22 protein-coding genes are annotated in these 26,255 nt (G+C 71.5%); 6 read left to right on the plus strand and 16 right to left on the minus strand.

All coding sequences use genetic code 11. The features are described 5' to 3' along the window. Window positions 1-57: 57 nt before the first annotated feature. Window positions 58-2,196, minus strand: coding sequence for a transglycosylase domain-containing protein (locus tag AB0D85_RS45020; protein WP_362334768.1), 2,139 nt, complete (start codon window positions 2,194-2,196; stop codon window positions 58-60). 1,118 nt (window positions 2,197-3,314) lie between these two features. Here AB0D85_RS45020 and dacB point away from each other — a divergent pair. Together dacB and snpA are read left to right on the plus strand one after the other, a co-directional pair. Next, window positions 3,315-4,436, plus strand: a complete 1,122-nt coding sequence (gene dacB / locus AB0D85_RS45025) for a D-alanyl-D-alanine carboxypeptidase/D-alanyl-D-alanine-endopeptidase (RefSeq protein ID WP_362334937.1) — start codon at window positions 3,315-3,317, stop codon at window positions 4,434-4,436. A 543-nt stretch (window positions 4,437-4,979) separates the two neighbouring features. Then, on the plus strand, window positions 4,980-5,777 hold the full coding sequence (gene snpA / locus AB0D85_RS45030; protein WP_362334771.1) for a snapalysin: 798 nt from the start codon (window positions 4,980-4,982) through the stop codon (window positions 5,775-5,777). Window positions 5,778-5,833: 56 nt separating this feature from the next. On the opposite strand, the gene AB0D85_RS45035 is transcribed toward snpA, so the two are convergent. The 11 genes from AB0D85_RS45035 to AB0D85_RS45085 form a co-directional block, all read right to left on the minus strand. Beyond that, window positions 5,834-6,988: a PP2C family protein-serine/threonine phosphatase gene (locus AB0D85_RS45035; RefSeq protein WP_362334775.1), complete on the minus strand. Its 1,155-nt coding sequence runs from the start codon at window positions 6,986-6,988 to the stop codon at window positions 5,834-5,836. A 143-nt stretch (window positions 6,989-7,131) separates the two neighbouring features. Further along, on the minus strand, window positions 7,132-7,707 hold the full coding sequence (locus AB0D85_RS45040; RefSeq protein ID WP_362334778.1) for a hypothetical protein: 576 nt from the start codon (window positions 7,705-7,707) through the stop codon (window positions 7,132-7,134). Between the two features lie 25 nt (window positions 7,708-7,732). Further along, window positions 7,733-9,127: a hypothetical protein gene (locus tag AB0D85_RS45045; protein ID WP_362334781.1), complete on the minus strand. Its 1,395-nt coding sequence runs from the start codon at window positions 9,125-9,127 to the stop codon at window positions 7,733-7,735. Then, the gene (locus tag AB0D85_RS45050) at window positions 9,124-9,933 is read right to left on the minus strand and encodes an ABC transporter ATP-binding protein (RefSeq protein WP_362334940.1); all 810 of its coding nucleotides are present in this window, start codon (window positions 9,931-9,933) and stop codon (window positions 9,124-9,126) included. The genes AB0D85_RS45045 and AB0D85_RS45050 overlap by 4 nt, the downstream gene beginning before the upstream one ends. Window positions 9,934-9,953: 20 nt before the next feature. Next, complete coding sequence (locus AB0D85_RS45055) at window positions 9,954-10,772, minus strand: zf-HC2 domain-containing protein (RefSeq protein ID WP_362334784.1); 819 nt, start codon at window positions 10,770-10,772, stop codon at window positions 9,954-9,956. Next, window positions 10,769-11,338 (minus strand): RNA polymerase sigma factor, encoded by a 570-nt coding sequence (locus AB0D85_RS45060; RefSeq protein ID WP_362334787.1) that lies wholly within the window; start codon window positions 11,336-11,338, stop codon window positions 10,769-10,771. Before AB0D85_RS45060 ends, AB0D85_RS45055 begins: the two co-directional genes overlap by 4 nt. 95 nt (window positions 11,339-11,433) lie before the next feature. Then, window positions 11,434-14,052, minus strand: coding sequence for an FtsX-like permease family protein (locus AB0D85_RS45065; RefSeq protein ID WP_362334790.1), 2,619 nt, complete (start codon window positions 14,050-14,052; stop codon window positions 11,434-11,436). Then, window positions 14,049-14,819 carry an ABC transporter ATP-binding protein gene (locus tag AB0D85_RS45070; protein ID WP_362334793.1) on the minus strand — a complete coding sequence of 257 codons (771 nt, stop codon included), beginning with the start codon at window positions 14,817-14,819 and terminating at the stop codon, window positions 14,049-14,051. The genes AB0D85_RS45065 and AB0D85_RS45070 overlap by 4 nt, the downstream gene beginning before the upstream one ends. Before the next feature lie 28 nt (window positions 14,820-14,847). Continuing rightward, a complete protein-coding gene (locus AB0D85_RS45075; protein ID WP_362334796.1) occupies window positions 14,848-15,273 on the minus strand; it encodes a hypothetical protein in 426 nt (141 codons plus the stop codon). A 176-nt stretch (window positions 15,274-15,449) separates the two neighbouring features. After that, the gene (locus tag AB0D85_RS45080) at window positions 15,450-16,151 is read right to left on the minus strand and encodes a response regulator transcription factor (RefSeq protein WP_362334943.1); all 702 of its coding nucleotides are present in this window, start codon (window positions 16,149-16,151) and stop codon (window positions 15,450-15,452) included. Window positions 16,152-16,183: 32 nt separating this feature from the next. Continuing rightward, complete coding sequence (locus tag AB0D85_RS45085) at window positions 16,184-17,416, minus strand: histidine kinase (protein ID WP_362334800.1); 1,233 nt, start codon at window positions 17,414-17,416, stop codon at window positions 16,184-16,186. A gap of 169 nt (window positions 17,417-17,585) precedes the next feature. Between AB0D85_RS45085 and AB0D85_RS45090 the strand changes: the two genes are divergently transcribed. Next, entirely contained in the window at window positions 17,586-18,395 is an 810-nt protein-coding gene (locus tag AB0D85_RS45090; RefSeq protein WP_362334803.1) for an SGNH/GDSL hydrolase family protein, read from the plus strand. Between the two features lie 15 nt (window positions 18,396-18,410). On the opposite strand, the gene AB0D85_RS45095 is transcribed toward AB0D85_RS45090, so the two are convergent. Then, window positions 18,411-21,077, minus strand: a complete 2,667-nt coding sequence (locus tag AB0D85_RS45095) for a SpoIIE family protein phosphatase (protein ID WP_362334806.1) — start codon at window positions 21,075-21,077, stop codon at window positions 18,411-18,413. A 162-nt stretch (window positions 21,078-21,239) separates the two neighbouring features. Then, window positions 21,240-21,803: a GNAT family N-acetyltransferase gene (locus AB0D85_RS45100; RefSeq protein WP_362334809.1), complete on the minus strand. Its 564-nt coding sequence runs from the start codon at window positions 21,801-21,803 to the stop codon at window positions 21,240-21,242. 116 nt (window positions 21,804-21,919) lie between these two features. On the opposite strand from AB0D85_RS45100, the gene AB0D85_RS45105 reads away from it, so the two are divergent. After that, window positions 21,920-22,726, plus strand: coding sequence for a class I SAM-dependent methyltransferase (locus AB0D85_RS45105; protein ID WP_362334812.1), 807 nt, complete (start codon window positions 21,920-21,922; stop codon window positions 22,724-22,726). A gap of 5 nt (window positions 22,727-22,731) precedes the next feature. On the opposite strand, the gene AB0D85_RS45110 is transcribed toward AB0D85_RS45105, so the two are convergent. Beyond that, on the minus strand, window positions 22,732-23,319 hold the full coding sequence (locus AB0D85_RS45110; protein ID WP_362334815.1) for a TetR family transcriptional regulator: 588 nt from the start codon (window positions 23,317-23,319) through the stop codon (window positions 22,732-22,734). Window positions 23,320-23,459: 140 nt separating this feature from the next. Between AB0D85_RS45110 and AB0D85_RS45115 the strand changes: the two genes are divergently transcribed. After that, on the plus strand, window positions 23,460-24,356 hold the full coding sequence (locus AB0D85_RS45115) for an SDR family oxidoreductase (RefSeq protein ID WP_362334817.1): 897 nt from the start codon (window positions 23,460-23,462) through the stop codon (window positions 24,354-24,356). Window positions 24,357-24,530: 174 nt separating this feature from the next. Here the strand turns inward: AB0D85_RS45115 and AB0D85_RS45120 are convergent, their stop codons facing one another. After that, window positions 24,531-24,875, minus strand: coding sequence for a helix-turn-helix transcriptional regulator (locus tag AB0D85_RS45120; protein WP_362334820.1), 345 nt, complete (start codon window positions 24,873-24,875; stop codon window positions 24,531-24,533). 137 nt (window positions 24,876-25,012) lie between these two features. On the opposite strand from AB0D85_RS45120, the gene AB0D85_RS45125 reads away from it, so the two are divergent. After that, window positions 25,013-25,990 (plus strand): zinc-binding dehydrogenase, encoded by a 978-nt coding sequence (locus tag AB0D85_RS45125; RefSeq protein ID WP_362334824.1) that lies wholly within the window; start codon window positions 25,013-25,015, stop codon window positions 25,988-25,990. The last annotated feature ends 265 nt before the right edge of the window (window positions 25,991-26,255 follow it).

Raw genomic sequence — 26,255 nt, forward strand, 5'->3', positions numbered from 1 at the left:
TCGTCACCGCACGGAGTCACGCCGTTGGCTCCAGTCGCTGTCCTTCGGCTGCGTCACCTACGGCCGGTCGCCCGAAGTGGCCGCCGAGGCAGAGCTGTTGGCCAGCGGCTCCCCGGTCAGCCACGACTGGCCCGTCGCCGTGGGTGCGACCGTCGGCTTCGAGGACGCCGACGCGCCCTGGTCGGACTTCTGCTCCGTCGTGGTCCGGTCCTCGCCCGAATCGGACGGCCGCGTCGACGATTCGGGCTGCGTGGCCGGGTCCTCCTCCACGGGCTTCGTGCGGTTCAGGTCGAATGCGCCGGTGAAGCCCATGAAACGGGCCCAGATCCGCGGCGGGAAGATGTTGCCGCGGATGGAGCCGGCGCCGCCCACGCCCGTGAGGGGAAGGAGCTGGGCCTGGCCGGGCTCGTTGCGGAAGAGGGTGATCGCGGTGGACATGTTCTTGGTGTAGCCCACGAACCAGGCCGACTTGGTCAGGTCGTCCGCGCCGGTGGCCACCGACCTGGAGCCAGGGACGATGGACTCGGTGCCGTTCTGGCGGGCCACACCCTGCAGCACCTTGTCGACGGTGTCGGCCACCCGCGGATCGAAGGCGGCGCGGGGGTGCGGGTGGTCGAGTCCTCCGACCGGCTTGCCGTGCCTGAGCACCCGGGTCACCGAGTACGGATCGTTCTGCTCGCCTCCGTTGGCGAAGGTCGAGTAGGCGTCGGCCATCCGGATGGCGCTGGGTGTCGAGGTGCCTATCGGGAAGGTCTGCTCCAAGGGGGCCATGCTGCTCCGCAGCAGCCCTGCCTTGACGGCCGCGTCCCGGATCAGACCCCAGCCGATGGCCTTGCCCAGTTGGACGAAGGGGGCATGGGCCGAGGTCACCAGAGCGCTCTGCATGTCCTGGATCGTGGGGGGAGGCGTGTCCACCGAATCACGGACGGGCCGGGCGCGCCGCCCGCCGCCGATGAGGGCGGCGAGCGCGAAGGGCTTGAACACCGAACCGGCCGCGACGCCGGAGGTGTCCGCGTTGTTGGTGAAGTGCTCTGTGGCGTCCGAGCCGCCGTACAGGGCGAGTACGGCACCGTCCTCGGGCCGGATGGTGGCGGCGCCGACCTGGACATTGCGGTCGGTGGAACGCTTCTTCGGGTCGAGGCCCCGGCTGGTGACGTCCTCGACGGCCTGCTGAAGCCGCTGCACCTTGTCCTTCTCGAAGGTGGTGTGGATCCGGTAGCCGCCCCGCGCGAGGTCCCTGTCGGTCAGCCCGGTGCGCTTGGTGATGTAGGCGTTGGCGACGTTGACGAGATAGCCGGTCTGGCCGGCCAGACTCGTCGACACCGACACCCTCTTCGGCTCCGGGAACGTCCGGTACGTGGCCCGCTCCGTCGCGGTCATCAGCCCGACCTTGACCTCGCGGTCCAGGATCCAGCTCCAACGCGCCACGGCCCGGGCGTGGTTGGCCGCGCTCAGCGCGGGGTCGTACTGCTCCGCGCCCTTCAGCGTGGCCGCCAGCATCGCGGCCTGGCTGGGACTGAGGTCCTTGGCCGGAATGCCGTAGTACGCGTATGCCGCGGCCTGGATCCCGTACGCCTGGCGGCCGAACCAGCTGCTGTTCAGATAGCCCTGGAGGATCATGTCCTTGCTCTTCGTCCGGTTCACCTTCAGGGCGATGAAGAACTCCTTGACCTTGCGGGTGTAGGTCTGGTCCTGGGACAGATAGGTGTTCTTCACGTACTGCTGGGTGATGGTCGAACCGCCCTGGACCTCCTCGCCCTTGGCCATGTTGACGACCGCGCGTAACTCGCCCGCGAACGAGACGCCGGGATCGCTGTAGAAACTCGCGTTCTCCGCCGCCACCACCGCGCTCCGCATCGAAACGGGTATCTCGGCCAGCGGCACGATCTGCCGGTTCACCGCCCCCACGGCCACCATCTGGCTGCCGTCGGCCCAGTAGTAGACGTTGGCCTCCTGCCGCACCGCCGCGTTCTCGTCCGGTATGCCGACCTGCGAGTACACATAGGCGAAGAGCCCGCACAGGGTGCCGACGGACAGCAGAAAGCCCCCGAGCAGCAGCCGCCACGACGGCAGCCAGCGGCGCAGGCCCGTTCTGCCGCGGCGCGGGTAGTCGATCAAGCGCCTGCGTCCGGATCCGGCGACACGGTGCCTGCGTGCCGGGAGCGAGGACGGTTCCTGCGACGGGGACTTACGCATCGTAGGGGGACTCCTTGTTCGGGCAGTCGTCCCGGAGGGCGACGGCATCCGCGGGTGGTCCGCGCTCCGCGACGAGACCAGGGCGGGAACGCGAACGGTCGTCAGGAAACGACCCAAGGGGAGAGGGGCGGCGGCCGGTGAGGACTCCGACGGCGGCTCCGGCGGGGAGCGCCGTGGGCGAGGCCGAGGATGGAGGTCCGTCGACCGGTGACCGGCCGAGGGCGGGGCGAGGCCCGGCGTCATCTTCGCAGCGTCATGTCCGTAGAGGCTGGAGGGGCCATGTGATCGGACCTGGATCAGATTGTCACGGGACCGTAACGGCGGATCGGTCGGAGTCGCGCACTCACAGCCGGTCACGCCTGTCGTGAATCAGCCATGACAATAAATCGGCCATGACTGGGTGATCGTCCAGTACGAGGGTCACGGCTTGCGAATACTTGCGCGCATGCCACGTGTCCTCGAAGCCCGTATCCGTGCCGTCCTCCGGCGTGTCGGCGCCTCCCCCGACGGGGGCGTGCCGAAGACCGAGGCCCATGGCGAACTGGCCATCGACGCCCGGCTGCTGGACGCCTGCGTCAAGCGGCTGCGCCGGGTGCGGGCCGAGCCGGCCGGTACGACCAGCTCGGGCAGCGTTGAGAAGGCCGCCGAAGTTCCCCGTGAGACGGCCGACGACACGGGACGCGGCGATCCGGCAGTTCCGCGATCACGTGAACACCATCGTGGCCGGTTATCCGCTTTCCCCGGGACTCGGCCAACTGCGGGCGTTCGCCGACGACTTGGCCCGGCTCCGGCGAACTCGCCGATCTCTGCCGCACCTTCAACGGCACCGGCCGAGCTGACGGTGCGGGTCCGGGTCATGCCGCGTGGCACGCGGGCGGTTTCGACAGGGCCTGCTCCTGAGCCGACGAGAACGCTGCAGTCGCAGAACCGAGACGAAACGAACCCGGGACGAAGGAGAGAAGACTTTGGGCAGGCATGCGCTTCCGCGTGGCAGGAACGGGACATACGGAAAGGCCGTCCAGCGGGCGGTCGTGATCGCGGCCCCGGTGGTGACCGCGATGGCGGTGACCGCCACCTCCGCATCAGCGGCCGGCGGGCTGACGGCGGCCGACAAGGCGATGACCGGGAAGCTGAACCAGCGGGTGGGCATCGCGGGCCTGGGAAGCAATGTGGTGGGCGAGGTCCGGGACGTCGCCTCGGGGCAGACGGTGTGGGCGAAGAACCACGCGACGGGGGTGATGCCCGCGTCCACCAACAAACTGGCGACGGCGGTCGCCGCGCTCACCGTGCTGGGTCCCGGCCACACGGTGCAGACCAAGGCCGTATACCGCTCCGGCACGGTGTATCTGGTCGGCGGCGGCGATCAGCAGCTCAGCTCCGCCGACCTGAAGAGTCTCGCGACCGCCGCCGCCAAGGCCCTGAAGGCCAAGGGCCAGCACTCGGTGCGGCTGATGTTCGACGACCACCTCTTCGCCGCCCCCGGTCTCGCCACCGGCTGGAACAGCGGCTACTACCCGGACACCGTCGCTCCGGTCCGGGCCCTGCGGATCGAGGGCGACAACACCCAGGACACCGCGCTCACCGCCACCGACTACTTCGCCCAGCAGCTCACGGCGCAGGGCATCACGGTGGGCAAGTCCGCGCGTGCCAAGACGCCGTCGGGCAGCACGGTTCTGGCCACCCACAAGTCCAAGCCGCTGTCGACGACCGTGGAATACATGCTCAAGCACAGCGACAACGACATCGCCGAGGGCCTGTTGCGGCTCACCGCGCTCGGCCAGGGCCGGGCCGCCACCTTCGCGGGCGGCACCGCCGCGGTGCACGCCGTGCTCGTCAAGTACGGCATACCGCTGACCGGCGTACGGGAGTACGACGGCAGCGGCCTGTCCCGCAGCGACCGGATGACCGCCGACGCCCTGTCCGCGATCGCCGGGCTGGCCGTCGACACCCGCTACCAGGCCACGTTGTGGCCGATCCTGAAGGGCCTGCCGGTCGCCGGCGTCGACGGCACCCTCAGCACCTCCTACGACCGTTTCACCAGCACACCCGCCTCCTGCGCCGTAGGAAAGGTCGACGCCAAGACCGGCACCCTGCGTGATGTGTCCGCCCTGGCCGGGGTCGTCAAAGGCGGGGACGGTCGCTGGAAGAGTTTCGCGTTCGTCGAGAACGGCCTGGCGCCCACCGCCACCGTCACCCAAGGCCTGGACGGCCTTGCCGCCACGGTCGAGGGCTGCTGGTGATCTGCACGTCGGGCTGAGGCCCGCCCCTGCCCGGCTCGGCGGCGGCGCGGCGGTGAGGGATGCCGCCCGGCGCCGAGGGGACTCCCTGGGGCGCCCCGGGGGCCGGCGGGGCGCGAAAGAGGCGAAAGCCGACACGTTCTATGACGTCGGTCACAGCACTCCGTCAATCAACCGGCGCGCTTAGTAGATGCGCCACGGCGGACATCTAGGCATTTGTCCGTCTTGGACCAGATGTGGGCCCAGCCTCGCGTCCCGGGATTCCGCCCTGCCGACTCACACGCGCATCGCCCACCGCCGTAAGGCTTCTGACGCCGCGACACCTTTCCCTCCTGCCGCCACGTGCGGACCGGAGATCCGCGCACCGCCCCGGCGGGGTCCCGGGACCTACGAGGCGACGTAGTGGTGGGGACCCTTTGCGCTCCCTGTGGGGCCGTTCTAAGAATGACGACCCACAGGACGTCGCCGCAGTTCGGAACCGGTGTGCACGCATCGTCGACCGCGCACCCGGCGCTCGGCGTCACCGAGTGAGTAGGAGCCCCCCACATGAAGTCGTCCCCCACGTCCGCGAGATTCCTCACCCTCGCTCTCGGCCTGGGTCTGGCCTCCAGCGCGCTGGGCGCGGCGGTACCGGCGAGCGCCCAGACCGCCGCCACCCCGTCCGCTCCCGCCGGTACCTCCGTGGCACGGTACGGCGGCGGGTCGGCCGAGGAGGCCGCGAACAACAAGGCGTTCTTCGAGGCCGTGCTCAAGTCGGTCGCCGCGAAGCGTGCCGCCCAGCCGAACGCGCAGGCGGTGACGATCTACTACAACGACTCCCACGCACCGAGCTTCCGTTCGCAGATATCGAGCGCGGCCTCGATCTGGAACAGCTCCGAGTCCAACGTCAAGCTCCAGCAGGCGTCGAGCGGTGCCGACTTCTCCTACTACGAGGGCAACGACTCGCGCGGGTCCTACGCCTCCACCGACGGCCACGGAAAGGGCTACGTCTTCCTCGACTACACCCAGACCAAGCAGTACGACTCGGTCCGCGTCGCCGCCCACGAGACCGGGCACGTGCTGGGCCTGCCGGACGACTACGGCGGGCCGTGCAGCGAGCTGATGTCGGGCGGCACCGCCGGCACGTCCTGCACCAACCGCTACCCGAACGCCACCGAGCGCGCGCGTGTCGACCAACTGTGGACCACCGGACGCTCGCAGACCCAGAGCACGGGGACCCAGAGCCAGAGCACGGGGACCCAGACCCAGCCCGGCACCGGCCTGAGCACCGCGCCGCAGGTGGGGACCGTGGTGCCGGGCCAGTGGCCGGGGTATCCGCTCCAGGGCATGCCCTGGTGGAGATGATCGCGTTCCGTCGGGTGGTGCCGGCCGCCTGGCAGTACCTGTAGGCGTGGCGCTGTTCAGTCGCGCTGAACGACGATCATCGCCATGTCGTCGTTCAGCCGACCGCCCGTGTACGCCCGGACGTCCGCGGCGAGCCGCTCGACGAGCGGACCGGGTGCCTTGTCCGCCCAGGCCGTGGCGCGCTCGGCGAGCGGATAGAAGTCGCCGTCCGCGTTCCGGGCCTCGCTGACGCCGTCGGTGTACAGGACCAGCCGGTGGCCGTGCTCGAACGGGAAGGTCGCCGGTAGGTAGCAGCCGTCGGCACCGTCCGCGCTGTTCGCCTCGGCGGGCGACACGCCCAGGCCGAGCGGAGGCGACGGTTCGGGGACCGTCAGCGCCAGCGCCGCCCTGGTCCGGCCGCCCAGCAGGAGGGGTGGCGGATGCCCGCAGCTGACCAGGTGCACCACGGGCTCGTTGTCCGGGATGTCCATGACGGCGGCGGTCACGAAGCGCTCCGCGGCGTCCTCCTCCGGCTCCGAGAACTCGGCGAGTCCCCACCGGACGGCGTCCTCGATATAGGCGACCAGCTCCGGCAGCGGAATCATGCGGTGTGCGGCGGCGCGGAAGGCACCCAGCACGATCGCCGTGTCGCTGATGGAGGAGAGTCCCTTGCCCCGGACGTCCCCGATGAGCAGCCGCGTGGAGCCGGGGATCCTGGCGGCGGCGTACAGGTCGCCGCCGATGATCGCGTCCGCTTCGGCGCTGCGGTAGTGCGAGGCGAGGGTGACGGGTCCGGCCCGCTCGGGCAACGGCCGCAGTACGACGCGCTGTGCCGCGTCGGATACCGAGCGCACCCGGACGAGCTCCCGTTCGCGCCGATCGCGTAGACGGGTGAAGAGGACGAGGAAGGCACAGACGGCGAGAAGGGCGGAGAGTTCGACGAGGACACTCTCCGTGACCAGCGTCTGTCGCTCCAAGCCGGCGACGACCAGTGCGAGGACCGCCAGTGCGCCGATCAGCGCGGTGGCGCGCGGCCCGGTACCGACCGCGGTGACCGCCACGGCGACGACGAGCAGGTGGGCGAGATGGATGTCCGGCGGCAGGAACCAGTCGGCCACCGGGATCGCGACGATCAGCAGGACAGGCCCGGCCAGCCACAGGGGTCCCGGCGCGGAACGGCGCCATGCCCGCAGGGTCTCGACCACAGATGTCGTGATCATCGCAGCGCTCACGTCGTGCTCCGGTACTCGTCGCCCTGCCCCACCAACGCATGGCGACGTGTCTCCCATTCCCGAGCCCGGCCTCCCGTGCTTCAAGGGCACGCCCGCGCAGGACGCGCCCTTGTGTGCCTGCGACAGCAGAACCTGCGGACCGGCTACCGCCTCGGTCCCGCGAAGGCGTAGGCCGTGGTGCCGGCGATCGTGAGGGCCAGGGCCGTCCAGGTGCCCGACGCCGTCCCGGGTGGCAGCAGCATCCAGGCCGCCACCCGCATCGGCGTATTCGTGGCGGGCGGGGCGAAGAACGAGACCGAGAGCCAGGCGAACGGCAGCGTCCATGCGTGCCGGCCGCCCAGCAGCGCCGCGCCCAGGGCGCCCAGCCCCGTCAGGCCCGCGCTGTCCCGGACGACGAACGCGGTGGTGGCCATGGACCCGCCCGCCGCCTGCACCGTCAGCAGCACCGCGGCGACGACCGCGCCGGCGAGCAGCACATGCGCGGCTCTCCGGGGCACCCAGCGGATCGCGGCCGTCCGGTCCAGCGCGAGATCCTGCCCGCCGAGCCCGGTCGAGGCCGCCATCGCCCCCGCGGCGAGGACGAGCACGGGCAGCCGTTGATCACCCGGCCCTCCGCCCCCGTCCCGGGCGAGTGCCCACACCGCCACCGCGCTGATCACCACCACGGCGAGCGACGCGGGCACCCGCCGCGAGCGCGCGTACAGCGTCAGCCATCTCATCGGCGGGTCGCACCGCCGTTCAGCCTCATCGGGACGCACCGCCGTTCAGTGCGTCGAGCGCGTCGCCCTTGCAGGAGAGCGCGGCGGCGTGCATCGCGTCGATCCGAGAGCGCTGCTCTGCCGGGGGAAGCGCCTTGAGCTTCTTCCAGACCGGGCGGGCCAGTTCGTCGATGACGTCCCGCAGGGTGCCGGAGGCGCCGGGCATCGGCTTCAGGTCCCCGAGGACCCAGCCCGCCGCGACGACCTGTGCGGCGAGTTCCCCGGTCGTGCCGCTCCAGCCGACGGGGGAGCACGACGGCACCATGCCTTCGGCGACCAGGGCCCGGGTCAGCTCCGCGCCCTTCGCGCCGGCGATGGTCTCGTCGTCGAAGTCGAGGAGCACGGTCGTGCGGGACCGCGGTGGCATGGCGCCCTGCGGCAGTACGGCGGTGTTCTCCCGGATCGCGACGGGCGCCCGGCCGCCCAGGGCGCCGTGCAGCAGGCGCAGCGCCTCCTTGCCGGGGCCCGCCAGGTCGGTGAGCTGCCCCTGGTGCGTTCGGGTCACGCACACCGGGCCGTCGCACACCGGCCTGGCGGCGGCCTCGTCGACGACGTACATCCGGTGCGGGTCGGTGGGCAGGACGAGCAGGGCGAGGGTCGCCCCCGCCAGGACGGGTATCAGGGCGATCAGCCGGGTGCTCGGGGTCGCGGCGACCAGCAGCGCGAAGCCGGTCGTGACCATGCCGAGCAGCCAGATCGTCTGCCCGATGTGCACGGCGGCGGAGAGCGTGACGAACGCGTCGTGCACCTCGTCCACCGCCGGTGACAGCAGGGAGACCTGGTTCGGCTCCGTGCTCGTGATGCCCTCCACCGTGGACGTCCGCGTCCGGCCCAGCGAACTGTTCATGAGGGCCGTGAACGCGAAGGCGCCCATGGCCATGGCGGGTGGGGTGAGAGGGGACGGCAGGGTCCGCCCGGCCCCCATGCCCAGCACGGCACCGGCGACGAGGAACAGGGCCCCCACCAGGAAGATCGGCAGCCACCCGAGGTGCGTGTACGAGGTGTGGGCGAGCACCTGGACCCCGCCCACGAGGACGAGGAGCGCAAAGGCCGAGGCCAGGGCCGTCGCCGTCGTACCCGCCGACGTGGCCGCGCGGTGCCAGGGAGGCCTCGGTGTGCTCGTCAGCAGCTCCGACATCTTGGAGCGGTGGTCGCGCAGTCCCTGCAGCGCCCCGAACCCGACGGCCAGCGGCCACAGGTAGAACAGCAGGGCGCGGGTCCACAGGGCCAGCGTCGTCCACTCGGCCGTCCACGCCGTGGTGCCCCTTCCCCACGCGCCGTTCAGCAGGTACAGGAACGCCAGCGCGGTCGTGAGGACCACGGCGCCGGCCCAGGGGGCGACGGAGCGTCTCAGCTCGATGCGCAGGACTCGGGTGTTCACCAGGTGCCCCTTCCCTGCTCGGGGTACTGCAGCAGCGCCGAGTAGCCGCGCTCCAGCGGGCTGTCCCCCACGTGCTCGGGACCGCCCACCGAGGCCAGCTCGTCGGGAGGACCTTGGAAGACCAGCCTGCCCTCGGCGAAGACCACCACGTCGGTGCAGGCGGCGGCGACGTCCTCCACCAGATGGGTGGAGACGACCACGCAGGTGTCCGTGCCCAGCTCCTGCAGCAGCTCGCGGAAGCGCAGCCGCTGCGCCGGGTCCAGACCGACCGTCGGCTCGTCCAGCAGCAGGATCGACGGATCGTTGACGATGGCCTGGGCGATGCCCACCCGCCGCACCATGCCGCCCGACAGCGTCTTCATGCGCGAGTCGGCGCGGTCAGCCAGCCCCACCCGCTCCACGGCGCGCTGCACGGCCGCGGGGATCTCCGCCTTGGGCACCTCCTTCAGCCATGCCATGTACTCGACGAACTCGCGCACCGTGAAGCGCTTGTAGTAGCCGAACTCCTGCGGCAGATAGCCGATACGGCGGCGCAGCGCGCGGTGCTCGCCCCTGCCGCCCGCGGACTCGCCGAGCAGTTCCAGGGTGCCCTCGGTGGGGCGCAGCACGGTGGCCAGTGTCCGGATGAGGGTGGTCTTGCCCGCCCCGTTGGGGCCGAGGACGCCGTGTACGCCGGTGCCCAGCGACAGGTCGAGCCCGTCGACGGCCATCCGTTTCCTGCCGACCCTGACCTTCAGTCCGGTGGCCTGGATCTCCCAGGCGTAGGCCGTCGGCGCGATGTCGGCCGCGCTCACCGCGGACATCATGTGGTGGTCCTTTCCGGTGGTCAACGATGGGCTCCCAGCACGGAGTAGGCGCCCCTGCGTGCGATCACGACAGCGGTGCCGAGCGCGAGGATCAGCCCCCACACGGGCAGGCCGCCCGAGTGCAGGGCGACGGTCGTACGGCTCGTGGCCACGGTCGGTGCCACGATCACCGCGGCCCACACGGCCACCAGCGAGACGGCGGCGCGGGTCACCCCGACGACACCGCCGAGCGCCAGGGTCGTCGAGGTGAAGGCCAGACAGGGCAGCAGCCACTGCGCCGCCGTCACCCCCGTCATCCAGCCGGCGACCAGCAGCACCGGGACGACCACGGCGAGCACGGACGCCGTGCGCCGCAGCACCAGGTAGAGCCCGGCCCTGGGCACCGACGCCGTCAGCTCGTACGCCGGGTCGAGGCCGCGCGACCACGACGCCGCGACGCCGAGCACCGGCAGGACCGGGGCGAGCAGCAGCACCAGCGACACACCGCCGGAGCCGGTGTCGACCAGGTCGAGCAGCAGCGCGAGCAGTGTCACGCTGACGACCATGGCCAGCCACGGCGCCATCACGGGCGTCAGCCAACTCGACAGCCGCGTCGGCCGGTGCCGCCGGCGCGGCACCGGGGCGGTGGCGCCCAGCTGGGGTTCGAGGTCGGACCACACGGTGCCGACCAGCGCCGCCACGGCCGGCGCCTGCGCCGCGACGGCGTCCGACAGCCGGTCACGGCAGACCCGGCACGCCTCCAGATGGGCCTCCAGGGCCCACACCTCGTCGACGGCCAGGTCCGTGCCGCCGCGTGCGTAACCGTCGATGATCCGCATCGACGCGTGCTCCACGCTCATGCCAGCGCCTCCCGCATCGCGATCCGGGCCCGGCGGGCACGGGTCTTGACCGTGCCCTCGGGCACCCCGAGCAGGACGGCGGTCTCCCGGACGGACAGCCCGTCGAGCACCATGGCCTGCAGTACCTGCCTGAGTTCCGGTGCCAGGCGCCGCAGCGCGTCACCGACGTCCCCGCCGACGGTCACCGCGAGCGCCTCCTCCTCGGCGGCGGGCGCCACGCCGGCGAGAGCGGCGGACGGCGGCGGCTCGGCATGGTGGGCCCTGCGCCGGAAGGCGTCGACGAGGCGGCGCGCCGCGATCGTCCACAGCCATCCGACGGCCGTCCCGCCCACCGCGGCCCCCGCGAACGCGCCCGCCGCGCGCCACACCGCCAGATACGTCTCCTGCATGACCTCGGCGACGATCTGCTCGTCGGCACAGCGACGGCGCAGCCTCACCGCCATCCACGGCGCGGTGCGCCGGTACAGCTCCTCGAACGCCGCGCGGTCACCCGTGGCCACCAGCTGGACGAGATGCTCCTCGTCCAGCTCGCCCGGTGCCTTCGGCGCCTTCCTGACTGATCTCACACCCGCTAGACGCCGGGCCGGGACCGCCGGTTTTCCCTTTTCCGTGATCCACGTCACGTGTACGGCGATGCGTGCCCGCGGTCTTCCGGAGGCGCTCATTCGGCACCGCCCAGGACGGTCATCGGTGTGACGCGGGTCGCGTGGCGGGCGGGGAGCAGGCCGGCCAGTGCGGTCAGGGCGGCCAAGGCGCAGAAGACCAGGGCGAGTTGGGCTCCCGGCAGGACCAGGGGCGCGTTGCTCACGGTGACCCGGACGAGGAGCCAGGCGTACGGGACGCCGAGCGCGAGGCCTAGGGAGGCGCCGAGGACGCCGTACAGTCCGGCCTCCATGGTGATCGTGCGGCGCAGTGCGCCGCCGCCCAGGCCCAGCGCGCGCAACAGGCCGAACTCACGGGCGCGTTCGATCGCGGTGAGGCTGGTGGTGGCGGTGACACCGACGACCGCGATGAGGACGGTCAGGGCGACGAGGCCGAGCGCGGTGACGCCCATCGTCTCGATGGTGGCCCGGTTGCTGTCCCGGTCGTCCGCCAGGACGCTGATGGTGACGTCGTCCGGGTCCTTGACGTGTTCCCGTATCACGGTCTCCAGGGCCCGTTGCGCCTGGCCGCGGGCGGCGAGGCCGGACGTGGCGGCGTCGGCGAAGATGCCGCCGGCGTTCCCGGCGGCTCCCATGCGGGTCAGGTCGGCGGGGACCACGAGGATGTCGGCCTGTCCCGGGCCGTCCGCGGGCAGCGTGGCGGCGACGGTCAGCCGGATACTCCCCCGGCTCGACGGGGTGACGGTGAGCGAGTCGCCCGCGCGCACTCCGAGTGCGTCGGCCACGCCGGACGCGAGGACCGCGCTGCCGGGGCCCAGGTCCGACAGGGAGCCGGTGGCGGTGTCGATGTACCGGCCCGTGGGCAGGGCGTCCGGGTCCAGGTCCGACACCTCGTACTGGATGTGCGCGTCCTTGGGGCCCGCGGTGACCTGGACGGTCCGGTAGGCGGTGACGTGGGTGAGCTCGGGCAGTGCCGCGAACCGCCGTACGACGGCGGGGTCCAGGCCCTTGGCCTCGGACGTGACCCGGAAGTCGGCAGGAGCGTCGACCGCGTCGGTGCGTTGGGTGTAGCCGGTGAGACAGGCGACGGCGACGAGGGCGCCCGACACCAGGGCGACCCCGAGCGCGACGACGACGGAGACCGCCGCGGCCCGGCGCGGGGTGCCGCCGACGCCGCTGACGGCGAGCCGGCCGGTGGTGCCGAGCCGGCGCAGCGGCCAGCCGGTCACCGCCAGGACGGGGCGGACCAGCAGGGGGCCCAGGACGACCAGTGCCAGGAAGGCAAGGCCCGCCGAGGCGACGGTGCCCAGCATGCCGAGGCCCCGGTCGTAGTCCTGGTCGCCGGGCTCGGGGAGGCTGCGCAGCAGCAGGACGCCGATTCCCGTGGCCGCGGCGGCGAGGACGACGCCGACGGTGAGACGGCCGGTACCGATCCGGCGTTCGCCCGCGACGGTGCTCGCACTGCGCAGGGCCTGCAGCGGCGAGACCCGGGCCGCCGACAGGGCGGGCGCGAGGACCGCTCCGACGCTGACGAGCATGGTCCCTGCGACGACCAGCGCGGCGTCCGTGACGGGGAGCCCCGGCGCGGACAGTCGCTGTCCGGCGAGGACGCGGGCGGCCGTCGGGGCGAACTGACCGGCGCCCAGCGCGAGCAGGACCCCGATGCCGCCGGCGACCGCGCCGACCACGGTGCCTTCGACGACGAGCGCGGCTACCACCCGGCGCTGCGGGGCGCCGATGGCGCGGAGCAGCGCCAGTTGCCGCAGCCGTTGGGCGAAGACGATCCGGAAGGCGGAGGTGGCGACCAGGGCGGCGGCCCCGACGGCGACGGCGAGGAACACGGAGATCAGCTGGAAGAGCTCACGGAGGTCCCCGCTGACCGCCTCGCGCTCCTCCGCGGCACGTACGCCACCGCCGGTGACGAGCTTCGCCTTGGCCGAGGCCTTGCCGGCCCCGTCGAGCGCGGCGCGCACCTGGCTCGTCAACTCGGCCTGCGCGACACCGGACTTGGCCTCGATGTCGATGTGGTCGTAGCCCGGCAGGTCCGCGAAGGGGCCGATGAACGCGTCGGTGGTGTAGCCACCGGACTGCTGGTCGGCGGTCGCGGTGCTCTTGACCACTCCGGTGACGGTGACGGTGACCTCGACGGTCTTCTCCCCGTCCTCGGGATTCTTGGGGTCCTGGACCTTCAGGGTCGTCCGGGTGCCGGGGGCGAGCCCCAGTTCCTCGGCGGCCCGGCGGTTGACGGCGAGTTCACCGGCGCGGTCGGGGTAGCTCCCCTCGACCAGTTCGACCTGGGAGAGCGGGCCGGTACCGGGGTCGGAGCGGAGTTCCAGCCAGTGCTCGGACGGACCGGTGACCGGGGCGCCGGAGTTGACGCGGCCGACGGCCGCCGCCACCCCCGGCAGCGCGCGGATCCGCCGGAGCGCCGTGGCGCTGATGTTGCTGTCGCCGGCCTTGGCGACCAGGTCCACGGCCTTCGGGGTGCCGCGGTAGTTGTCGACGGCGGTGTTCGTGGTGATCTGCTGGGCCATGATCGTGGCGAAGACCACGAACGCGGCCACCAGGACCGACAGCCCCGTCGTCACCAACCGGCCGGGGCGGCGCAGGAGTTCGGCGAGCTGCGAGCCGAGAACACTGGCCCGCCACGGGGTGCCCCGCTGCCAGGGGGTGCTCATCGGGCGGCCCTCCCCAGGTCCCGCAGGGCCCGCGTGACGTCGGCGCCGGACGCCGCGTCGACGTCGTCGACGATCCGGCCGTCGGCGAGGACGAGCACGCGGTCGGCGTGGGCGGCGGCGCGCGGGTCGTGCGTCACCATGACCACGGTCTGGCCCAGGTCGCCCACCGAGCGGCGCAGGAAGTCGAGGACCTCGGCGCCCGAGCGCGAGTCCAGGTTGCCGGTGGGCTCGTCGGCGAACAGGACGACGGGCTGGGCGAGCAGCGCGCGGGCCAGGGCCACGCGCTGCTGCTGTCCGCCGGAGAGTTCGGACGGCCGGTGGGACATGCGGTCGCCGATGCCGAGGACGCCGACGAGGTGGTCCAGCAGGTCCCGGTCGAGGGGGCGGCCGGTCAGGGTGACGGGCAGGACGATGTTCTCCAGCGCCGTCAGCTGCGGCAGCAGGTTGAAGGCCTGGAAGACGAAACCGACCTTGTCCCGACGCACCCGGGTCAGCTCGCCGTCGGACATGCCCGTCAACTCGTCGCCGCCCAGGAAGACCTGGCCCGAGGTGGCCGAGTCGAGCCCGGCCAGGCAGTGCATGAGCGTGGACTTGCCCGAGCCCGAGGGGCCGGCGATGGCCGTGAACCGTGCGCGGTCGAAGCCGACCGTCACCGAGTCCAGGGCCCTGATCTCCGTCTGCCCCTGCCGGTAGGTCTTGACCAGGGCGACGGCCGAGGCGATCCGGCCCTCGACGGCAGGGTGGTCGGTGGTGTGTGTGTTGGTCATGACGTGAACGTCCTTCGCCGGGCCGGGTTCAGGAGTTCAGCGACGGGAACGCGAGCGTGACCTTGGCGTCCGAGCAGTGGGAGTTGGCCTGGTCGGCGATGTGCAGCATGTCCTTCTTCGACTGCTCCACGGCCTCGCCCTTCGCCTTCGTGGTCACCCAACCCTCGTACTGGGCGATGTTGTAGCCGAGGTAGCCGTCCTTCATCTGCGCCCGGCGCAGCGTCGCCGTGTCCTTCTCCCACTTGTCGATGGCCTTCTTGTCGCCCGTGGGCAGCTTCTGCGCCTCGTCGATGATCTGCTGGGCCAGCGTGCAGTCGGCCTTCGAGGCCTGGCTGGGCAGGTGGCGCTCGTGCCACCAGTGACCGCCGGCGATGCCGACGCCGGTGAGAACGACGAGGGCGAGGGAGCCGATGACGATCGCCAGGGTGCGACGCGGGCGTGCGGAAACAGACATGGTGGCCTCCGGGAATTCGATCCGATGCTTTTCGTCCGGCGGTTTGCGTCCCGCTTTTTCGCGGGCTTTCTCGCCGTTCGGTATGGATGAAATTCTCGAAGACCGGGCGGTCCGGGACATCGGATCGTGAACTGATCCGCGCGCCCCGGTTCTGCGACCGCGGTGGCAGGCGGGGACTACGACCGTGGTCTGACAAGCCCCGAGTCGTAGGCGAAGATGACGGCCTGCACCCGGTCCCGGAGGTCCAGTTTGGTGAGGACCTTCCCGAAGTGGGTCTTCACGGTGGCCTCCGCGATGAACAGGGCGGCCGCGATCTCACCGTTGGACAGGCCCTCGGCGACCAGGCCGAGCACCTCCCGCTCGCGCAGGGTCAGTTGCTCCAGTCGCTCGTCGGTGCGGTCCGTGGGCGCGAGCTTGCCCGCGAACCGGTCCAGCAACTGGCGGGTGACGCGCGGCGACACGACGGACTCGCCGGCCGACACCACCCGGATCGCCGCCACGACCTCCTCCGGCGGGGTGTTCTTCAGCAGGAAGCCGCTCGCCCCGGCCTGCAGCGCGGCGAAGGCGTCCTCGTCGGTGTCGAAGGTGGTGAGCACCAACACCCGTGGGGAACCGGGGCGTTCACCGAGCCGCCGGGTGGCCTCGACACCGTCCATGACGGGCATCCGGATGTCCATGATGACGACGTCCGCCCTGGTGTGGGCCAGCAGCGCGAGGGCGTCGGCGCCGTTCTCGGCCTCGCCGACGACCTCGATGTCGTCCTGCGCGGCCAGCACCATCGCGAACCCCGCCCGGATCAGCGGCTGGTCGTCCACGACGACGACCCGAATCGGTCCACTCGATCCGCCCGGTCCGCCGGTCCCGTTCGCGCCCGTCATGCCGTCCGCCATCCCGTTCCTCGTCCCCTCGCTCATCCCGCCGTCCTCACCGAAGCCTCTTTGACGGGGATCTCCGCGTCGACCTGCCATCCCGCGCCCAGCCGCGGCCCGGCGGTGAACGTGCCGCCGGACACCTCCACGCGTTCGCGCATCCCCACCAGCCCGTTCCCGCCGCTCCCCCGGTCCGTCACGGCCCGCGAACCGGTGAGCCTGCCGGCCCCGTCGTCGACCACGCCGATCCGCACGACGTCCTTCCCGAACCGCAGGGTGATCGAGACCCGGGCGCCTGGCCCGGCGTGCCGCAGCACGTTGGTCAGACTCTCCTGGACGATCCGCAGCACGGTCAGCCCGTCGGCCGTGGACAGCCCGCCCCGCTCGCCCTCGACGACCAGATCCACCTCAAGGCCCGCCGCCCGGGCCCGCTCGGCGACCGTCTCCAGATCGTCCAGCGACACCCGGCGCCGGGCGGCTTCCGTGTCCGCCACCTCGTCCCGCCCGACCGAGGACCGTCCGGTGCGCAGCACCTTCACGATCCGGTGCATGTCCTCCAGCGCGTCCCGCCCGGTGTCGCCGATGGCCTTCAGGGCCGAAGTCGCCTTCTCCGGGTCGGACTTGAGGACATAACCGGCCCCGTCGGCCTGCAGGATCATCACGGCCAGACTGTGGGCCACGACATCGTGCAACTCCCGTGCGATCTCGGCCCGTTCCTCGGCGGCGGCGAGCCGCACCAGGTGCTCGCGCTCCCGCTCGGCGGTGGCGGCCCGCTCCTCCAGGCTGACGACGTACAGCCGGCGCGTGCGCAGCACCATGGCGGTCAGCCACAGCGCCGAGAAGATACCGCTGTAGATGGCCAGGGTGACCACGTCGACCTCGCTGTCCCGCGCGCCGGGCAGGCCGAACCCGGACTCCAGCGCGACGCCGAACAGCAGGATCGCCCCCGAGGCCCAGATCTGCCAGGTCCGCCGGGCGTGCGTGACCACCGAGACCATCGCGATGAGCAGCGCCGCGTCATAGGCGGCGGCGACGGACGCCAGCATGTCGTCCGGGTACTCGGCCAGCACGTACTGCACCAGCGCCAGCCCGCCGACCACCGTCATCACGGTCATCGGCCACCGGCGGCGGAACACCACGGCCAGCGCCATCGACCAGCCGATGGGCTGGTCGTAGGACATGTCGTAGCTGTTGGTCAGGCAGACCACCAGCACCGCGAGGGCGATGTCGTACGCCGTGTGGACCCACGGCAAGGCCAGTATCCGGCGCACCATGCGCCACAGGCTACGACACCGGGACGCGACAACAATTCGGCAATTCCTGTGCAACAAGCAGGAGTTGGATGACAACCGGTCCACTGTACGATCTTGCTTCCTCGCCCGGGTCATCGATTCCGGGACAACGAAATCCCCGATCCAGAAATCCCCGATCCAGAGGGAAATCATGCGTAAATTGACGTCGGTCGCCGCCAGTACCGTGCTGGCGTTCGCCGGTCTGTCGACGATGGCCGGCACCCCCGCCCAGGCGGCCGCACAGGCGGAGTACGTGGCCCTGGGCGACTCGTACGCCTCCGGCGTCGGCGCGGGCACGTACGACGCGGCCAGCGGCGACTGCAAGCGCAGCCCGTCCAACTACCCGCACCAGTGGGCGGCCGCGAACCCCGAGTACAAGCTCAACGACGTGTCCTGCAGCGGCGCGACCATAGCCGACGTGCGCAACAACCAGCTCTCCGCGCTGAGTTCCTCCACGAGCCTGGTCACCCTCACCGTGGGCGGCAACGACGCCCAGTTCTCCAGTGTGGTCCAGGGCTGTCTGACCCAGAACGACAGCTACTGCCAGACGGCCACGCTGTGGATGTCGTACTACGCCCAGCACCAGATGGTGGACGACCTCGCCGCCCTGTACAAGGACATCAAGGCCCGCGCGCCCAAGGCCCTGATCCTCGTCTTCGGCTACCCGGAGGTCCTCTCCTCGTCCGGGACGTGCCCGGTGATCGATCTCGACGCCGCCAAGCGCACGTACATGAACGGCTTCGCCGACGCGCTGGCCGAGGGCACCAGGGCCGCCTCGGTCAAGGAGCCCGTCTACTTCGTCGACATGCGCAAGCAGTTCACCGGCCACGGCGCCTGCGGCTCCGACTCCTGGTTCAACGACCTGACCAACGCGTCCGCGGTCTTCCACCCGAACCTGGCGGGCTACACGAACGGCTACGCGGCCAAGTTCAAGGCGACCTGGGGCAAGTCCGGGGCGTGAGGTGAGGCCGGCGGGTCAAGGCTGTGCGGCGAGCCGTTGCTCGGTCCAGATGACCTTCCCTCCGGACGTGTAGCGCGTCCCCCAGCTGTCGGCGAACTGGGCCACCAGGAAGAGGCCACGGCCGCCTTCCTCCATGGTGGTGGCCCGGCGCAGGTGCGGGGACACGCTGCTGCCGTCGGAGACCTCGCAGATGAGGCTGCGGTCGTGGATCAGGCGCACACCTATGGGGCCGGTCGCATGCCGGATGGCGTTGGTGACCAGCTCGCTGAGGATCAGCTCCAGGGTGAACGCCTCCTCCTCCAGACCCCAGTCCCGCAGCAGCTCGGCGGCGGCGGCCCGGACTCCGGCGACCGCGGCGGGGTCGGACGGCACGTCCCAGGACGCGGTGTGCTTGTCGTCGAGCAGCCGGGTGCGGGCGACGACCAGGGCCACGTCGTCACGCGGCGGCCCGGGCAGCATGGCGTCCATCGCGGCCCGACACATCTGGTCCGGCGTGCGCCCCGCCGGCTCGACGGCGCGGCGCAGGCGTTCGATGCGCTCGTCGATGTCCTGGTTCCGGTCCTCGACCAGACCGTCGGTGTAGAGCACGATGCTGCTGCCTTCGGGCAGGAGCACCTCGGTCTTCTCGTACGGCATCCCTCCCAGCCCCAACGGCGGACCGGCCGGTACTCCGGGCAGGTGGGCGTGGCCGTCCGGGTGCACGAGGATGGGTTCCAGGTGGCCCGCCCGGGCCATCGTGCACCGCTGTGAGACCGGGTCGTAGATCGCGTACAGGCAGGTGGCGCCCGTGAGCGTCGGCGTTCCGGCGTCTCCGTCCCGGTCCTGGTCGATGCGGGTGACCAGCTCGTCCAGGTGCCAGAGGAGGTCGTCGGGCGGCAGGTCGAGCGTGGAGAGGTTGTGGACCGCGGTACGCAGCTGGCCCATGGTGGCCGCGGCGTGCAGCCCGTGTCCCACGACGTCGCCCACCACGATGGCGACCCGCGCCCCGGGCAGGGGTATGACGTCGAACCAGTCGCCGCCGACACCGCCGAGCCCCGCCTCGGCCGGAAGGTAGCGGTGCGCCACGTCGACCGCGTTCTGCTCCGGCAGGGCGTGCGGCAGAAGGCTGCGCTGAAGCGTGATCGCCATGGTGCGCTCCCGCGTGAAGCGGCGCGCGTTGTCGATGCTCACCGCGGCACGGGCGACCAGTTCCTCCGCGAGTGAGAGGTCTTCGTGGGTGAAGGGTGCCGGCTCCTTGGAACGCCAGAAGGTCGCCACGCCGAGAATCGCCCCGCGGGCCCGCAGCGGAGCAGTGATCATGGAGTGGACGCCGTGCGCCACCAGCCTGCGGGCGCGTTCCGGGTCCTGTGCCTGCCAGCCGGAGAACGTCGCCAGGTCGGCCTCCAGCACCATCTGGCCGGAACCGAAACCCGCCGCCTGGGGGGTCGAGGGGTCGAACTGGATGAGCGCACCGGGCCGGTAGAACGGTACGTCCGGCCGGACGCCGCACAGTGCGACACGGCGCAGCTCCGCGGCGCGCAGGGGGTTCGGTTCCTCACCGCGCAGCACCTCGTCGGCCAGGTCGACGGTGACGTAGTCGGCGAACCTGGGCACCGCGAACTCCGCCAGTTCTCCGGCGGTGCGTGTCACGTCGAGGGTGGTGCCGATGCGTATTCCGGCGTCGTACAGCAGCCTGAGCCGTTCCTGGACCAGCTCCACCCGGCCCATCAGCGCGCTGAGTTCGGTCGTGTCCCGCAGCGTCGCGACCCAGCCTCCCGATCCGGCCGGCTGTGCCGTGGGGCGCTGGCTGATGGCCAGCAGCCGGCCGCCGACCTCGATCACCTCGTCCGTGGTCGCCCGGCCCGACAGGAGGAGCTGTTCGGCCCGCTGGTCGAGTCCCAGGTCCGTGACGGGCCGGCCGTCGACGTCGGCCGCCAGCCCCAGCAGGCGCCTGGCCTCGTCGTTGGCCAGGAGCAGCCGGCCCCGCGGATCGACGATGAGGACCCCTTCGCGTACCGAGTGCAGCACGGCGTCGTGATGCTCGTACATGCGCGTCATCTGGACCGGTCCGAGACCGTGTGTCTGGTGGCTCAGGCGCCTGCCGATGAGGGCGCTTCCGCCGGTGGCCGCAGTGAGCACCAGTCCCGCGGCCGCCAGGACGAGCGGCATCTGCCGTCCGGCCACCAGGCTCACCTGGTGGATGGTGATACCGGCGGACACCAGCCCGATGACCTTCCCCTGGGGGTCGGTCACGGGCACCACCGTCCGGACGGAGGGGCCCAGCGTTCCGGTGGTCGTTTCGGTGACGGTGCCGCCGTGCTGTGCCGCCGCGATGCTGCCGATGTAGTGCTGCCCGATCATGGCGGGGTTCGGGTGGGTGTAGCGGACACCCTTGGGGCTCATCACGACGACGAAGTCCACGCCGGAGAGCTTGCGGGTCTCCTCGGCCTGCCGCTGGAGCACGGCGCTCGGATGGGCGCCCGCCAAGGCCTGCCGCACCGTGGGATCCGAAGCGACGGAGGCGGCCACGGCGAGCGAGCGCGTCTGCGCCTCGCGCTCGGCGTCGTTCCGCGACTGCAGCAGGAGGGCGGCGACTGCCGCCGCCACGAGAACCAGGACGACCACAGCCTGCAGAACGAACATCTGGCCGGCAACGCTGCGTATCCCACGCCGGGACCACACTCGCCGGAGCAGTTGGTGCATACGGCTCATATAACACCAAAGGGGTAAGGTGACATCACCCCTGGAACGGTGCACCTTTCACCCGCGAATGCACTGCGTGGCGGACCATGCGCCATCGGTGAGGGAGGTTTCGCGGGTACGGCTGCGTGCGAGGTGGCGTGGAGGCAGGACGGCCGTTCGCCGCTACTGCTGCTCCCACTGCTCCTTGGTGATCTCGTACCGTACGCCTCCGTGTTCGGAGCCCTCGACCATCTCCATGTCGGAGGGGGTGGGGATGGTCTCCATGAGCGTCATCGCGAGCTTCTCCATGATGTGGCGCGAACCGCGGTTCACGGACATCGTCTCGGCCCAGACCGTGCGCACACCGAGCTCCGTGAACGCCTTGCCCAGCAAGGCCCGCGAGCCCTCGGTGGCATACCCCTTGCCCCAGGCCGCCTGCCGCAGCCGGTAGCCGAGTTCGACTTCGTCCAGCGGGCCCTCCGGTTCGGGACGCAGGATGAACCAGCCGATGAACACGCCGCCGTCCTTCTCGTGCGCGGCGAACAGTCCGAGATCGCCGCCCCACTTCTCGTAGCCGGCAAGGATGTTCGGCAGGTAGCGCTCGCGGACGACCTCCGGCGCGGTCGGCTTGCCGCCGGACAGATAGCGCATCACCGCCGGGTCGCTGTCCAGCTCGATCAGCAGGTCCGCGTCGGCGGCGGTGAAGCGGCGCAGGGTCAGGCGCTCGGTCTCCAGGTAGGTGTCCACGAGCCGATCATGCCCGAGGCGCGTCGGGCGGCCCAGCGGTTTTCCTCGGTCCCCGCCTCCCGCCATGTGTCAGACAGGCCAGGAACCGAGCCGGTGAGTCACACGTCTCTCGCACCATGACCTCTGACAAGCCGCAAGAGCACACGCGCCACACCGGGCCCGCCTCGCCGTCCGTTGTGACCGTGGATCCGCCGAAGGTCAACGACTACACCAGCTTCGCTGCGGCGTACACGGCCGAGAACGAAACCAACCTCATCAACGCCCACTACGAGCGTCCCGCGATGCTGGCCCTCGCCGGCGACGTGGCCGGCCGGCGGATCCTCGACGCGGGCTGCGGCTCCGGTCCCCTGTACGCGGCGCTCCGCGACCGCGGCGCCCTCGTGAGTGGCTTCGATGCGAGTGCCGGGATGCTGGAGTTGGCCCACCGACGGCTCGGCGACGACGCGGACCTGCGGCTGGCCGACCTGGGCGGCCCACTTCCCTACGCCGATGACACGTTCGACGATGTCGTCGCGTCCCTGGTGCTGCACTACCTGGAGGACTGGGGGCCGGCGCTGGCCGAGCTGCGACGGGTACTCAAGCCCGGCGGCCGGCTCATCGCGTCGGTCGACCACCCCTTTGCCATCAACCTCATGCACCGCCAGGAGGGCCGCGCGGCCGAGTACAACTACTTCGACACCACCAACTGGACCGAAGAGTGGACCATGGGCGGCCAGACCGCCCTGATGAGTCTCTGGCACAGGCCGCTGCACGCGATGATCGACGCCTTCACCGCGGCAGGCTTCCGGATCACGGTCATCAGCGAGCCGGAGCCTGATCCTGCCGCCGCCGAACTGTTCCCCGACGTCATCGCGGACAAGCCCCGCTTCCTCTGCTTCCTGTTCTTCGTCCTGCGAGCAGACCGGACCGCCTCCGAGGACTGACGCGGTCACGGCGCGATGCGCGGCGTCCCCTTGGCGGCCAGAGCGAGCAGTTCCTGCAGGGTCTGCGTCGTGAGGGCGTCGAACGAGCGTTGTTCGCCCTCGCCGATCCACTGGGTGAACGCGAGGCCGAACACGGTGACACCGCACTGGGCGGCCAGCGCGGCGGCCAGGGGGGCGACGCCCCGGGCCCGGAGGGTCTCGGTGAGCGCGGCGGAGAGGCCGGCGAGCTTGTGCAGCTCGCGTTCCCGGAGCGCCGGGTTCTGCTCGATGACGGACCGCCGTGCGCGTGAGTGGGGCCTGCGCTCGTCGGGGAAGACCGAGGCCGCGGAGCGCAGGGCGCACGCGACGATCTCGATCGGCGACGCGCCGTCCGGGGCCGCCTGGGCACCGCTGGTGAACGCTTCCGCCAGCAGGCGCTGCCCATGGAACAGAACCTCGCGCTTGTCACTGAAGTGACGGAAGAAGGTCCGCTCGGTCAGGCCGACGGACTGCGCGATGTCCGCGGCGGTGGTCTGTTCGAAACCGCGGTCGGCGAAAAGGGCCAGTGCGGCCTCCTGCAGACGTTCCGCGGTCCCTGGTGCCCAACGCGTCATGGGTCCGAGTCTAGTGATGACAGTGGCTGACATCCACGCTACGGTGATGTCTGTGACTGACGTCAGTCACAGACATCACTCGTCGCCCCTACGGGGAGACCGCCCGCACCGTGCGGGCGGAGTGCCGAAGGAGTCACGTCATGCGCGTTTTCGTCACCGGAGCCTCCGGCTGGATCGGCTCCGCCGTAGTCGGCGAACTGCTGGACGCCGGTCACGAGGTCACCGGGTTGGCCCGGTCCGACGCCTCGGCCGCGGCCCTGGAGAAGAAGGGGGCCCTGGTTCACCGCGGGGATCTGGACGACCTCGACGGACTGCGCCGGGGCGCCGCGTCCGCCGAGGCGGTCGTCCACCTCGCCAACAAGCACGACTGGGCCGACCCGGCCGGGACCAGCGCTGCCGAGCGGGCGGCCGTCCAGGCCATCGGCGAGACCCTCACCGGCACCGGTCGGCCGTTCCTGCTCGCGTCGGGCGTGGCCGGTCTCGTCCGAGGCAGGCCCGCCATGGAGTCCGACCCGTCGCCGTTCCACGGCCCCGGCTCACCGCGTGGTGGCAGCGAGAACCTCGCGTTCGAGTTCGTCGACCGCGGTGTGCGCGCCGTCAGCCTGCGCTTCGCGCCGACCGTGCACGGCACCGGCGACCACGGCTTCATCGCGATCCTCGCCGCGATCGCCCGCCGCACGGGCATATCCGGCTACCCCGGCGACGGCACCAACCGCTGGTCCGCGGTGCACGTCGCCGACGCGGCCCGGCTGGTCCGGCTCGGCCTGGACAAGGCCTCGCCGGGCACTCGGCTGCACGCCGTCGCCGAGGAGGGGGTCCCGACCCGTGCGATCGCGGAGGCGATCGCCCGCGCCTGGGATCTGCCCGTCGCCTCGATCGCCCCCGACCAGGTCCCGGACCACTTCGGGTGGATCGGCTCCTTCTTCTCCATGGACCTGTCCGCGTCCGGCACGGCCACGCGGACGCTCCTCGACTGGGAGCCCACCGGCCCGACCCTGCTCGACGACATCAACACCGGGGCCTACGCGGGTAGCTGACGGCCGGCGAACAGGGCCCGGCCAATGCCGCGAGGGCCGATGGGCGGCAGTCGGTGGGCGGACAGTCCCCCGCGTCGCGGGACAGGCCGTGCACTGCGTCTGGGCGTTGCCCCACACACCATCCACCGCATGACGGCGACCTGCTCGTCCTCGATCACCCGGCGAGGGTGACGCTCACTCGGCGCCGTCACCGCGGAGGAGCAGGGCGAGCAGCCCGGGGAAGCGTGCCTCGAACTCCTCGCGGCGCAGTCGGTTGACCCGCTTGGGCCCCTGGTCGCGCTGTTCGACCAGACCCGCGCCGCGCAGCACCGAGAAATGGTGACTGAGGGCGGCTTTGCCGACCGGCACGTCGAAGCTGCCACAACTGCGCGTCCAGTCGGCGGAGCCCGCCAGCTCGCGGATCAGCTGGATGCGCACAGGGTCGGCGAGCGCGGACAGCGCGGTCAGGACGGAGACATCGCCGGGATCCGTGTGTACGGGCGCCGCACGGTGACTGCCGCCCGCGGCCTGGTTCGCCATGCTCCCACCCTCGTCGTGCGCGACCTCGCCGGGAACCCTGCGGAGTGCTCCGGCCGCTTGCCCAGTGTTCGATGCGTATCTTACAGTCCTAGTGTTCGCTTTTCGTTGAACACTCTGTCGAGGGGAGCATTCCGCTCATGCGCGCAGTCGAGGTCCGGGAGTACGGCGGTCCCGAGGTACTGAAGGTCGTGCAGGCCGAGATCCCCGAGCCAGGACCGGGCCAGGTGACCATCGACGCCGCCTACGTGGGCGTGAACTTCGCGGACCTCAAGGCGCGCGCCGAGGGGTACCGGGTGGAATCGCTGCCGTTCGTCCCCGGCCTGGAAGTCTCCGGGCGGATCCGGGCCGTCGGCCCCGGCGTCGAGGGGCTGCGCCCGGGGCAACAGGTCGCCGCGCTCGTCGACGGCGGCGCCTACGCGGAAGTGGTGGTCGCCGAGACGGCCACTGTCTTCCCGCTCCCCGAGGGCCTGGACCTGCGGACCGCGGCCACGCTCCCCATCGTGCTGCCGACCGCGCGCGCCCTGCTCCACGAGGTGGGGCGACTGCGCGCCGGAGAGAGCGTGCTGGTGCACGGCGCCGCGGGAGGCATCGGCACGGTGGCCGGCCAACTGGCCCGGGCGGCGGGGGCCGGCGCGGTGTACGGCGTGGTCTCCTCCGCGGCCAAGGCCGAGTACCCCCTCAAGCACGGCTACGACGAGGTGTTCACCACCGACTCCTTCCCCGACGAGGTCCGCCGCGCCACCGGCGGCAGGGGGGTCGACCTGATCCTCGACCCGGTGGGCGGCGACACCCTTCGCCGCGGCCTCGGCGCGCTGGCCGTCTTCGGACGCCTGGTGTCCTTCGGCAACGCTAGCGGGGCGGAACCGTGGCAGGTCGGACAGCCCGACCTCTACGCGCAGGGCCGTTCGGTCACGGGCTTCTCCATCCTGTCTCTCGCCCAGTCGGCGCCCGAGGCGCTACGCCCGCTCGCGGAGCGCGCCTTCCGTATGGTCACCGACGGCAAGGTTACTCTTCCGGTCACCGCGGAGTTCCCGCTGTCGGACGCGGCCGAGGCCCATCGGCTGATGGGCGAGCGCGCATCGACGGGCAAGTTGCTGCTGCGGGTGGCCGACTGAACACCGCCGCGGCTCCGGCGCGGCGGGCGAGACGAGGCTTCGCGGGTGCCGCGCCTTGGGGGAGATCTCCCCGGAGTTGGCTGTGTCGTCGACGAAGGCACGCCTGAGGACCAGGGCCCACCCGCCGACGAACCGCTCTTGACCGTGCCGGTCCCCTCGCGTGCCAGCTGCTTGCTGACACGCGAGGCGGCCGGCGAGTCCTTGCCGAGTGCGCTCGTGCTCCGCGCCGGAAGCCTTGAGCGCGGCGCCTGTCGCTGTCGGCGTG

The organism is Streptomyces sp. NPDC048277 (genome assembly GCF_040652235.1).
In the GTDB taxonomy this organism is placed as follows: Bacteria; Actinomycetota; Actinomycetes; order Streptomycetales; family Streptomycetaceae; genus Streptomyces.

Bases quoted from the DNA above. Each gene is read 5' to 3' on its own strand.
- AB0D85_RS45020 (WP_362334768.1), bottom strand. From the start codon at position 2,196: ATGCGTAAGTCCCCGTCGCAGGAACCGTCCTCGCTCCCGGCACGCAGG.
- dacB (WP_362334937.1), top strand. From the start codon at position 3,315: ATGACCGGGAAGCTGAACCAGCGGGTGGGCATCGCGGGCCTGGGAAGC.
- snpA (WP_362334771.1), top strand. From the start codon at position 4,980: ATGAAGTCGTCCCCCACGTCCGCGAGATTCCTCACCCTCGCTCTCGGC.
- AB0D85_RS45040 (WP_362334778.1), bottom strand. From the start codon at position 7,707: ATGAGATGGCTGACGCTGTACGCGCGCTCGCGGCGGGTGCCCGCGTCG.
- AB0D85_RS45050 (WP_362334940.1), bottom strand. From the start codon at position 9,933: ATGATGTCCGCGGTGAGCGCGGCCGACATCGCGCCGACGGCCTACGCC.
- AB0D85_RS45055 (WP_362334784.1), bottom strand. From the start codon at position 10,772: ATGAGCGTGGAGCACGCGTCGATGCGGATCATCGACGGTTACGCACGC.
- AB0D85_RS45065 (WP_362334790.1), bottom strand. From the start codon at position 14,052: ATGAGCACCCCCTGGCAGCGGGGCACCCCGTGGCGGGCCAGTGTTCTC.
- AB0D85_RS45070 (WP_362334793.1), bottom strand. From the start codon at position 14,819: ATGACCAACACACACACCACCGACCACCCTGCCGTCGAGGGCCGGATC.
- AB0D85_RS45075 (WP_362334796.1), bottom strand. From the start codon at position 15,273: ATGTCTGTTTCCGCACGCCCGCGTCGCACCCTGGCGATCGTCATCGGC.
- AB0D85_RS45080 (WP_362334943.1), bottom strand. From the start codon at position 16,151: ATGACGGGCGCGAACGGGACCGGCGGACCGGGCGGATCGAGTGGACCG.
- AB0D85_RS45085 (WP_362334800.1), bottom strand. From the start codon at position 17,416: ATGGTGCGCCGGATACTGGCCTTGCCGTGGGTCCACACGGCGTACGAC.
- AB0D85_RS45090 (WP_362334803.1), top strand. From the start codon at position 17,586: ATGCGTAAATTGACGTCGGTCGCCGCCAGTACCGTGCTGGCGTTCGCC.
- AB0D85_RS45095 (WP_362334806.1), bottom strand. From the start codon at position 21,077: ATGCACCAACTGCTCCGGCGAGTGTGGTCCCGGCGTGGGATACGCAGC.
- AB0D85_RS45105 (WP_362334812.1), top strand. From the start codon at position 21,920: ATGACCTCTGACAAGCCGCAAGAGCACACGCGCCACACCGGGCCCGCC.
- AB0D85_RS45110 (WP_362334815.1), bottom strand. From the start codon at position 23,319: ATGACGCGTTGGGCACCAGGGACCGCGGAACGTCTGCAGGAGGCCGCA.
- AB0D85_RS45115 (WP_362334817.1), top strand. From the start codon at position 23,460: ATGCGCGTTTTCGTCACCGGAGCCTCCGGCTGGATCGGCTCCGCCGTA.
- AB0D85_RS45120 (WP_362334820.1), bottom strand. From the start codon at position 24,875: ATGGCGAACCAGGCCGCGGGCGGCAGTCACCGTGCGGCGCCCGTACAC.
- AB0D85_RS45125 (WP_362334824.1), top strand. From the start codon at position 25,013: ATGCGCGCAGTCGAGGTCCGGGAGTACGGCGGTCCCGAGGTACTGAAG.